The 10,085-nt window shown below is 68.7% G+C and carries 7 protein-coding genes and 1 pseudogene; 1 reads left to right on the top strand and 7 read right to left on the bottom strand.

All coding sequences use genetic code 11. The annotated features are described in order from the left end of the window. A pseudogene (locus VD972_RS01670) lies at positions 1-257 on the bottom strand (pyridoxal phosphate-dependent aminotransferase); the annotation flags it as partial. 75 nt (positions 258-332) lie between these two features. Beyond that, on the bottom strand, positions 333-902 hold the full coding sequence (locus tag VD972_RS01665) for a peptidoglycan-binding protein (protein ID WP_324979708.1): 570 nt from the start codon (positions 900-902) through the stop codon (positions 333-335). 285 nt (positions 903-1,187) lie between these two features. Here VD972_RS01665 and VD972_RS01660 point away from each other — a divergent pair, with 285 nt between their 5' ends. Beyond that, positions 1,188-1,859: an AMIN-like domain-containing (lipo)protein gene (locus VD972_RS01660; protein ID WP_324979705.1), complete on the top strand. Its 672-nt coding sequence runs from the start codon at positions 1,188-1,190 to the stop codon at positions 1,857-1,859. A 9-nt stretch (positions 1,860-1,868) separates the two neighbouring features. Here the strand turns inward: VD972_RS01660 and VD972_RS01655 are convergent, their stop codons facing one another. From VD972_RS01655 to VD972_RS01635, 5 genes are all read right to left on the bottom strand, one after another. Further along, positions 1,869-3,839 (bottom strand): 4-alpha-glucanotransferase, encoded by a 1,971-nt coding sequence (locus tag VD972_RS01655; protein ID WP_324979702.1) that lies wholly within the window; start codon positions 3,837-3,839, stop codon positions 1,869-1,871. Positions 3,840-4,101: 262 nt separating this feature from the next. Further along, positions 4,102-7,290: an efflux RND transporter permease subunit gene (locus VD972_RS01650; RefSeq protein ID WP_324979699.1), complete on the bottom strand. Its 3,189-nt coding sequence runs from the start codon at positions 7,288-7,290 to the stop codon at positions 4,102-4,104. 34 nt (positions 7,291-7,324) lie between these two features. Then, entirely contained in the window at positions 7,325-8,446 is a 1,122-nt protein-coding gene (locus tag VD972_RS01645) for an efflux RND transporter periplasmic adaptor subunit (RefSeq protein WP_324979696.1), read from the bottom strand. A gap of 245 nt (positions 8,447-8,691) precedes the next feature. Beyond that, positions 8,692-9,648 carry an ADYC domain-containing protein gene (locus VD972_RS01640; RefSeq protein WP_324979693.1) on the bottom strand — a complete coding sequence of 319 codons (957 nt, stop codon included), beginning with the start codon at positions 9,646-9,648 and terminating at the stop codon, positions 8,692-8,694. 147 nt (positions 9,649-9,795) lie between these two features. Beyond that, the coding region (locus VD972_RS01635; protein ID WP_324979689.1) for a formylglycine-generating enzyme family protein at positions 9,796-10,085 on the bottom strand (290 nt) is incomplete at its 5' end.

Here is a 10,085-nt window from a genome sequence, read left to right as displayed (position 1 = left end):
ACGCCGTCCGAGGGCGGATAGTTGGTCTCCCCCGCCTGGAGCGCCTGCGTAATGCCCTGGCCCAGCGTGGTGGGGATGGGGAACTCGCGCGGGCTGAAGTCGCCCACGGTGAGGTTGCACACCTTGCGGCCTTGCGCCGTCAGCTCGCGGATCTCGGCGGCGATGCGGAGGATCTCGCTGCCGATGAGGCCGCGCGCCATCGTGCCAACGTAGGTGTCATCCCGCTTGGGGAGGAGGGTCGTGAGGTCAAGGGCCATGCGGGCGGACCATACACGCCACGCGGTGTCCGTGCGTCATCCATCGACTTGCAGGAGCTGCCCTGATCTCTGGAACTATAAGGAGTAGAACCAGCCACCCTCGGCACGGGCGCTGGCGCGCCGCGTCTCGACAGGTCCGCTCACTCCCGGGAAGGAGCGAGGAGCCGTCATCCCCAGCGCGTTCCACGTCTTGGGCCCGACGATACCGTCGGCCTCCAGGCCCTTGGCCCGCTGGAAGGCCATCACGGTGCGCTCTGTCTTCGGGCCGAAGATGCCGTCCTTGGAGCCGGGATCGAAGCCGTGGGTGGCCAGCACCTTCTGGAGGACGACCACCGAGGGCTCGCAGACCCCGCGCTTGAGGATGGGGCGCAACCCCGTACCCCGGCGCGTGTCCAGCGCCGCCCACGTCCGCGTGCCGGCGATGCCATCCACCTCGAGGCCCCGCGCCCGCTGGAAGGCCATCACCGCGGACTTGGTGCTCGCGCCGAAGACGCCATCCACCGGGTCCTCGTAGACGCCCACCAGCTGAAGCTGCCGCTGGAGGTACTCGACCTCGGGTCCGCGCATCCCCTGCCGGAGACAGACAAAGGACTCATCCGAGGATGAAGAGGGGGTGGAAGGCATGGAGGGCAGCATGGAGGGCATAAAAGACTCCAGGCACTCGATTCAAGAGCGGGGGGGCGTCTTATCGATGATCCACGCGCGAGATGCCAGTCCCCCCCAGGGGTCACGAGGCGCTTTTAGTACCTCAAAGCACAACTTCTGTCAGGGAAATATCTCTACCCATCACGTCCTGCCGCCACGAATTCCAGAGAGGTCCTCTCATTCGTGGCCGAGCACTTCTCCTCCGCGTCCGCACTGGAACCCAGGGTGCCTCCCATGCGAGAGGGGGGCAGCGGCTCCTCGGCAGGAGCCCCAGGAGCGGGACGGATGATGCAGGCAAAGAGGTTCAGTCGTGGGGTGAAGTCCCTGTGGCTCGCGGGCTGCCTGATCGCGGCTGGGTGCTCGAAGAAGGCGGAGCCGGCCCCCCAGACTGAGCCAGCGCCCCAGCTCCCCACTGCTGGGAGTGACTCGGCGCCACCGCCGGCTCCCCCTCCCCTGGAGAGCGCCGCCCCTGGGACACCTCCTGCTCCCGCACAAGGCTCGGCAACTCCCGAGGATCCGAAGAACCGCGAGTGGACCGCGGGGGACATGAAGCAGAAGCGAGCGGACCTGCAGATGGTGACGCTGCGCTCGGTGCGCGCGGCGCGCAACGAGGGCTTCGACCGCGTGGTGTTCGAGTTCGACGGGACGCAGGTGCCCGGCTATCAGCTCGAGTACGTGGACAAGCCCATCATCAAGTGCGGCTCGGGAGACCCGACGGAGGTCGCAGGTCAATCCTGGCTCCAGGTGAGCCTCACCCCCGCGCAGGCCCACGAGGGCCCTCAGGTCACCGTCACCGAGCGCGAGCGCAAGCCCGGCCTGCCCGTCATCCAGGAGCTGGAGCTCACATGTGACTTCGAGGGCGAGGTGACGTGGGTGCTCGGCAACGCGCACCCCAACAAGTACCGGGTGATGGAGCTGCATGAGCCCACCCGCCTCGTGGTGGACGTGCAGCACTGAGGGCCCGGCTCACGGGCTCCGCAGGCTGTCGGCCATGCGCTCCAAGGCTGCGATGAGCTCACGGTATCGCGTGCGGAAGGGCTCTCCCCTCGCGCGCAGAGCCAGCGTCAGTGCCAGGGGCAGGTTGAGCGCGGCGTTGCGCGCCAGCTTCTCTCGGTAGTCGAGCGGGTATTGCGCCGGGACACGCAGGGTCCAGTTCTCCTCGTTGACGGTGCCGGGCGCGTTGTAGACGTCGACCAGTCCGAGCAGGTCGGCGAAGAAGATCATCACGTTGCGCGCCGGGCAGGCGAACAGGTCCGCGAACTTCGCCTGCACAAGCAGCCCCGGCTCCTCCAGGAGCCGCTGCGCGAACTCCTCACGGCCCTCGGGCTCCGGGTGCAGACGCCACGCCAGGTACTCCGCCTGCGCGCGGTCAGTGCCTGTCTCCTGCCACTGCCTGGCGACGCGCCACAGCGGCGGAGTGTCATGGGTGCCCACCATCACCCAGTCCTCCGGGACCGCGTTCTCGCTCCGGTAGACATCGGCTAGATTCTGCAGGTTGGCCTTCTGGGTGACGCGGAAGCGTCCCAGCCCGTACTGCGCCAGCACGCGCTGGAGCGGGTAGGGCTGCGTGCTGAGCACCTCGGCCAGCAAGTCTGGCAGCTGACGCCCGTGGCGGCGCGAGGAGGTGACGATGGTGTCGAAGAGGACGCTGTACTGGCGCACCTGCTCCGGGGTGAGCCGGCGCACCCACCCATCCGCGTAGCGCGGCACCGAGCGATCGAGCTGCTCCGGCGTGGCGATGGCGTACCGGGCCAGCTCCGGGTGGTCGGGCAGGTCCGGCGAGTCGAAGAGCCGCGCCCCCGTCTGCACGGCGCGCAGCGCGTCCGGCTCGCCCGCGCGGTAGACCCAGGGGCACACCAGCCCATGCGGGTGGTCGATGCGCAGCCCATCGTACTCCCCGAGCATCTTGTCCATTCGTGCATCCATGAAGCGCAGCACGGGGCCAGCCCTGCGCTCCGGAGCGCTGCCCTCGTGCGGCTCGAAGAAGCGGAGGGGGTCCAGCACCGGGTAGTTCCACGGCTGGCCCTCCGGGTTGGTGCGGCTGGGCGGTGCACCCATCAGGTACGTGCGCAGGAAGAGGCTCTGCCACGCCCAGGCATCCTCCTGAGAGAAGCCGATCTGCAGATCCCCGTAGAGCTTGAGCGCCCCGCCCGCCACCCGGGTCCGCAGCTCCTGGTGGGCCGCATGGACGAGGAACTGCCAGAAGGCGTAGCGCTCGATGAGCTCCGCGTATTTCGCGAGCAGGCTTCGCTGGCGAGCCTTGCACGCCTCCTCCTCACCGGGCCCCGGAGCGAACAGCCGCGCATCGAGCGCCGCCTCGCCCTGCTCCATCCACTGGCGCCAGTCGCGCTGGCCGTGCTCGACGCAGAGGGCCTCGAAGAGGGAATCGCGCAGCAACCAGCCGCGGTGCTCCTTCTGGAAGGTCTCGAAGCGCGCGGCCAGGTCGCGGATGACGGGGCGCGCATCCGCCCGGGCCCGCTCTCGCTGGAAGTGGCTCCACACCTCCTCGAGTGCTGCGTGCTGGACTCGGAAGGCATGGCGATAGCGCTCGCCCGGCCCGGCTCCCAGCGGGCGGGAGGACACGATCGCGGCAAGCCGCTGGGCGCTCAGCAGCCGGCCCCACTCCTCTCCGGTGAGGGCCGAGAGTGGAAGGTTGAGGACGTTGCGCGAGAAGAGCGTCGAGTCATACGGCGAGGCATTGGACTCGGAGGTCTGCCCCTGCGGGCCAAGCTGGATGCCGGTGAAGCCCAGCTCACGGATGAACTCCAGGAAGCGGGTGGCGCCCCGGGTGTACGGCGAGCCGCGGCCCGTGTCCTCGTCCGGGTCGCTGGGGAAGCTCGGGTCGTGGATGCCGAGCACCAGGTTGCGCACGTCCAGCGCATCCAGGGCCTCGGCGATGAGCCTCCGGTGCTCCTGAGGGATCACGTCCGCCCCCATCCCTGAACCAGCGGCATGATGAGGATACGCGACCCGTCCGAGTGGGGAACCCCCAGGAGCCCCGCGATGTCATCGCCCAGCGGGTAACGAATGAGTGTGCCCGGCATGCCGTCGAAGACATTACCGAGAATGAGCTGCCGCATCATCTCAGAAACCTGATTCCATGCCGGCGCCACGAATCCCCTGGGACCACAGGGAACCGCTCACGCTGACGAGCGTCGCGCTTCCGCCGCTCCGGCCAGCAAAGCGCCTGGACGCGCCCTCACTCCTGCCGGGCCTGGGGCACCGGGCGCGGCTCTCCTCCACCCCCACCCTGCACGGGTCCGGAAGTGCCGCGCCCGAACCACCGCCGGAGCTTCCCGAGGATCCAGCTCCGCGCATTCGAGAGGATCTCGTACACCGTTGGAATCACGAGCAGCGTGAGCACCGTGGAGGTGATGACGCCACCGATGACGGCTCGGCCCAGTGGCGCGCGGAAGTCAGCGCCCTCTCCCCGCCCCAGCGCCACCGGAATCATACCGGCGATCAGCGCGAACGTCGTCATGATGATGGGCCGCAGGCGGATGCGCCCCGCCTCGATGAGCGCATCCCGCAGCGGGAGCCCGCGCCGCTCGTGCGTCCACTTGGCGAAGTCGATGAGCAGGATGGCGTTCTTCGCCACGATGCCCATCAGCAGGATGACGCCGATCAGGCTCATGATGTTCAGCGTGTCCCCGGTGATGAGCAGCGCCAGCACCACGCCGATGAGCGACAGCGGCAGCGAGACGAGGATGGCCAGCGGGTCCAGGAACGAGCCGAACTGCACCACCAGGATGAGGTACATGAGCAGCACCGCGATGACGAGCGCCGTCAGCACGCGGCTGAACACCTCCGCCTGATCCGCCGCCTCTCCACCCTCGGAGAGCTCGTAGCCCGCGGGCAGCGGCACCTTCGCCAGGCGCGCCTGCGCATCCCTCAGCACCTCCGAGAGCGAGCGCCCCTGCACGTTCGCCTGGATGTTGATGACCTTCTCCCGGTCCAGGTGGTTGATCTGAGCGGGACCGATCGTCTCGCGGATCTCCGCCACCTGTCCCAGGGGCACCACCACCGGTGGACCGCCGGGGGCTCCTGGAATCACCAGGGGGAGCTGCGCCAGGTCGCTGGGACTCTTGCGGGCCTCCGGGGCCAGCCGCACCATCACATCCCGCGTCTCCCCCGTGGGATCCACCCAGTCTCCCGCGTCCAACCCCGCGAACGCGGGCCGCAGCGACTGAGCCACCTGCCCTACCGTCACGCCGAGCTGCCCGGCCAGGCCTCGCCGCAGCTCCACCTCCAGCTCCGGCTTCTGCCCTCGGGTGGAGAGCCCCACATCCACCGCGCCTGGCACCTGCTCCACCTCACGCCTCAGCTTCTCGGCCAGGTCACTGAGCACCCGCGCGTCCGGCCCGCGCAGCTCGAGCTGAATGGACTTGAACGCTCCGCCGAAGCCGCTGGTGAAGACAGACACCTGCGCTCCCGCCACCCGCTTCATCTCCTGGCGGATGATGTTGCCGAGCGCATCCTGGCTCAGCTCGCGCGTGTCCTTGGGCTTCAGCCGCACGTACACGAGCGCCTGATCCACGCCCGGTGAGCGCAGCGGCAGCGGCGTGCCGATGGAGGAGTACGTATAGGCCACCTCCGGGTGAGCGCTCGCGATGCGAGACACCTCCTCCACCTTGCGCCGGGTGTACTCGAGGTTGGAGCTCGGGGGCGTCTCCACCAGGACTTCCATCTCGCTGTTGTCGCTCACGGGGACGAAGCTCGCGCCGCCGAACATCCCCTGCAGCGCCAGCGCGCCCACGAACGAGCCCACCGCCAGCAGCACCATGGCCATCCGGTGATCCAGCGCCCAGGCGATGACACGCTTGTAGTTGTCCGCCTGCCGGTCAAACCAGTGGTTGAAGCGCACGAGCGTCCGCGAGATGAGCCCCCTGCGCGCCCCCTTCTCCACCTGCGGATCCGCCCAATAGGCGGAGAGCATCGGGTCCAGCGAGAAGCTGACGAAGAGCGACACCAGCACCGCGCACGCAATCGTCAGGGCGAAGGGCTTGAACCACTGCCCGGCCACGCCGTACATGAAGGCAATGGGGACGAACACCGCCACGATGGAGAAGGTGGTGGCCGCCACCGCGAGGCCGATCTCACTCGTGCCCTCGCGCGACGCCTTCATGTGGTCCTTCCCCATCTCGATGTGGCGGACGATGTTCTCTCGCACCACGATGGCGTCGTCGATGAGGATGCCAATGGCCAGCGACAAGCCCAGCAGGGACATGGTGTTGAGCGTGAAGCCGAACGCCCACACGCTGATGAAGGAGGCCAGCACGCTCACCGGCAGCGCCAGGCCCGTGATGACCGTGGAGCGCCACGAGTTGAGGAAGAGGAACACCACCAGCACCGTGAGGAAGGCGCCCTCCAGGAGCGCCTCCTCCACGTTGCGTACCGCGGCCGCCACCCGCGTGCCCGCATCACGGACGATCTCCAGCCGCACGCCCTCGGGGAGCTTGGGCTGGAGCGTCTGAATCCGCTCGCGGAGCTGGTCCGCCACGTCCGTGGTGCTGTAGCCCTTGGACTTGATCACGTCGATGCCCACGGCCTGCTTGCCGTTGAAGAGGGCCAGCGTGCGTGGCTCCTCCGTCCCATCCTTCACCTGCGCCACCTGTCCCAGGCGGATGGTCTGCCCGGCCCGCTCGGCGACGACGACGTTGGTGAAGTCCTCGGGTGTCTCCAGCCGGCCCTTGAGGCGGATGGTCTGCTCCTCCAGCGCCTCGGTGATGCGGCCCACAGGTGCGGCGAGGTTCTGCGCCTGGAGCGCCAGGACGACCTCCGACACGCTCAGTCCCGCCGCCTGGAGCGCCGCCGGCCGCAGCTCCACCGTCAGCTCGCGCTCGATGCCGCCCACCACCGTCACCTGCGCCACGCCCGCGACGGCGCGCAGCTCGCGCACCACGGTCGGATCCGCAATGCGTGTGAGCGTCGTCGCCGGCAGCGCGTCCGAGGTGAGTGTCAGCGAGAGGATGGGCAGATCCGCCGGGTCGAACCGCGTGAGGATGGGCTCCTCCATCTCCTGGGGCAGATCCGCGCGCTTGCTGGAGATGGCATCGCGGATGTCCTGCGAGGCCTGCTGGACGTCCTTCTCGAAGTCAAAGAAGACCGTGAACTGGGCCAGCCCATCCGTGGCCCCGGAGGTCGTCTTGCTGCCATCCACGCCGCTGATGCTGAAGATGGCGTCCTCTATGGGCTCGACGATCTCCCGCTCCACCACGTCCGGAGAGGCGCCTGGATAGACGATGGTGACGGCGATGACGGGCTGCTGCACGTCGGGGAACTCGTCCGTCTCGAGGTTGACGAGCGCGATGAGCCCGAAGACGACCAGCGCCAGCATGCAGGTGATGGTGACGATGGGGCGCTTGATGGCGAAGTCGGAGATGAACACGGCGTCTCCTCAGGGAAGGACGTGAGAGTGCGACTCAGCGGGGCGCAGGGGTGACGGGGCCCTGCCCTTGCTGCTGCGGCGGCGCCTGCGTCAGCTCCACGCGCGTGCCCTCGGCCAGCTCCTTCGCCGAGCCCAGCACCACCACGTCTCCCGCCTGGAGCCCGGAGCGCACCTCGATCTGCTGCGCTACCTCGTCGCGCAGTCCCAGCGTCACCGAGACACGCTCCACCTTGCCGTCCCGGACCCGCAGCACCGAGGGCGGCGTGGTGCGCAGGTCCACCGCTTTCAGCGGAAGGGCTGCCGCCTCGCGCGCCTCGGAGGCCACCCGGCCCTGGGCGAACAGCCCCACCAGCAGCGACTGCTCCACGTTGGGAATGGTCACATAGATGCGCACCTGCCCGGTGGAGGGATCCACCGCCGGGTTGATGCGCTCGATCTTTCCAGAGAAGGTCTGCTCCGCGCCGCCGGGGAGACGGAAGTCCACCGGGGTGCCCACGGAGATCCTCCCCGCGTACTCGGCGGGGACCGAGGCGTCCAGCTCCAGGCTCCTGGGATCCACCACCGTGAGCAGGGGAGAGCCTGGCTGCACGACGTCCCCGGCGTTCGCCTGGCGCTCGCTCACCACCCCGTCAAAGGGTGCGGTGACGCGCGTGCGCCCCACCTGCTCCCGTGCCAGCGCCAGCCGGGACTGCGCGTCCGCGAGCTGGGCCTGGACCTGGTGCCTCGCGAGCTGCGCGCGCTCGAAGTCCCGCTGAGTGATGACCCCCGCCTTGGCCAGCTTCCCGCTTCGCTCCTCTTCCGCCTCTGCCACCCGCAGCGCATTCTCCGCGACCCGCACTGCGGAGCGCGCTGCGAGGAGCTGGTCCTGCGAGGCCACGTCGTCGAGGCGTGCCAGCAAGGCTCCGCGCTTCACCGGCTGGCCCTGCTCGGCCTTCATCTCCAGCACGGGGCTTGCCACCTCCGCCCGGAGGGTGGCGGCCCGCCGCGCCTGCAGCGAGCCGGAGACGACGGGGCCACTCTGCAGCGTCCGCGTCTCCACTCGGGCCACGTTCTCGGGTCCCAGCGTCACCGAGGCCTGAGCCTCCTCGGGAGCCGCCTCGCCCCGCTGACCGTTGCAGCCCACCAGGCAGGCCAGGGCCAAAGCCCCCAGCAGCACGCCTGAACACCTGCCTGCCCCCAAGGAGCCTCGCACCCGACTCGAAGCCTTTCGCATTACCGGTCGCCCCTGTCTCCGGCCTCTTCACAGCCGGTGGAGAGTTGGACCTCCGATAACGAGTTGCCAGTGAGGTGCCCAGGCAGGGTCGGGCGCCTGCTTGCACGTGGACGAATCGACCTGGAGCCCCGTTGAACGGGGAACAGAGTGGCCGTGTCCAGGCGCCAGGCGCTGCTGGGTGCGCGCGCCTAGTTGTGGGGCGGCGTCTCGCTGATGAGGAGCGCCTTCGTGGAGAAGCTCTTGCCGCAGGTCGTCACCATCCGCTCGCCGCACTGGATGGGCGTCGTGGCCCGCGTCTGCTCGCTGAAGCAGCTGGCGCCCTCCGTGTTCCACTCCGCCTCGTGCACCCAGGACTCGGTATCGGCCTGGATGTTCACCGCGTCGTAGAGGTTCACCCAGTTGCCATCCACGGTGTAGGAGGTGCCGTCGCCGCAGAAGTCCGCGCGGATCATCCGCGTACAGGACTGGTGGTGGTCCGCGAGGCTCACCCCGTTCACCGACTGCCAGGGCTTGTAGCCAAAGCGCACGCACTTGGAGAGCGCCGCACCCTCGCACGCGAAGGTGAAGGCCGCCGTGTCGTGGATCTTGTCACCGCCCCCGAGCACCCCCTGGCGGTAGTCCCAGCGTCCCTCCAGCGGGATGGCATTGGCCGCCGAGCCATCCGCATTCGTGCAGATCGGCGACCACTCCCCAGTCGTCGTGTGCTGGTACGACACCCGGTAGCTCCACACATCCTGGTCCACGCCCGTGCCTGGGTAGACTTCATCGACACGCAGCGTCAGGGTGCTGCCATCCTCCAGGGTCCCGGTGAAGCGCACCTGCTGGAAGTCCACGCCGGACAGCTCCTCGGAGCCGCTCAAGGCGTGGAAGACGGAGCCCTCCAGCCACATCTCATCGAACGCCGTGCTCATCCCCTCGCGCCGCGCGCCGTCGTAACGCACCGAGACGAGCTTCGATCCCAGCTCCGAGCCGTTGATCTCCCGACCGTTGATCTCTCGGCCGTTGATCTCCCGGCCATTGGCCTGGACGAGCGCCGCCATGGACGTCCCCAGCGTTGGCGCAGGCGCCTCAGCAGGTTCCGTGCTCCCACACCCCATCACCCCACCGGCAATCATCGCCGCCACCATCGCGAACCTGGCACCCATGGAACACCTCCGCTGCCGCCTTCAGCTGTCCGGCACGGTGTGCAGCGAGGTGTGATCGGGCAAGGTGCGGCCACGCTTCCGGGCACTTGCACCGTTGACTCATGGGCTCCCGATCCGCCTGTTAGGACAGGGTGGAGCCAGAATCCGTTAGAAAGTGGGTGTTGGGTTCTGGGGCAGCTCCGCGCAGACGCGCAGGCCTACTGTGAGGTCTCTCAGCGAGGCATCTGACGGATCGCGGTTGGCGGAGCGGGCGGAGTTGGGGCCGTAGTAGTAGCTGCCACCGCGAGCCACGGGCTTTGTGGGCTCCAACCAGTTGCGCGTCCACTCCCAGGCATTGCCTGCCATGTCTTCCACGCCGAAGGGGCTGCGGGAGCTGGGGTAGGTGCCCACTTCATCCGGGCCGAAGCCGCCTGACTTCTGGCCGTAGGTGAGGTCGA

This window comes from Hyalangium sp. (assembly GCF_035629615.1).
GTDB lineage: Bacteria > Myxococcota > Myxococcia > Myxococcales > Myxococcaceae > Hyalangium.
Note: the sequence above shows the minus strand (reverse complement) of the source record. Positions and strands in the feature narration are given on the sequence as shown.

What these genes read in the sequence shown, in the direction of transcription:
- VD972_RS01665 (WP_324979708.1), bottom strand. Translation starts at nt 902, where the DNA reads ATGCCCTCCATGCTGCCCTCCATGCCTTCCACCCCCTCTTCATCCTCG.
- VD972_RS01660 (WP_324979705.1), top strand. Translation starts at nt 1,188, where the DNA reads ATGATGCAGGCAAAGAGGTTCAGTCGTGGGGTGAAGTCCCTGTGGCTC.
- VD972_RS01655 (WP_324979702.1), bottom strand. Translation starts at nt 3,839, where the DNA reads ATGGGGGCGGACGTGATCCCTCAGGAGCACCGGAGGCTCATCGCCGAG.
- VD972_RS01640 (WP_324979693.1), bottom strand. Translation starts at nt 9,648, where the DNA reads ATGGGTGCCAGGTTCGCGATGGTGGCGGCGATGATTGCCGGTGGGGTG.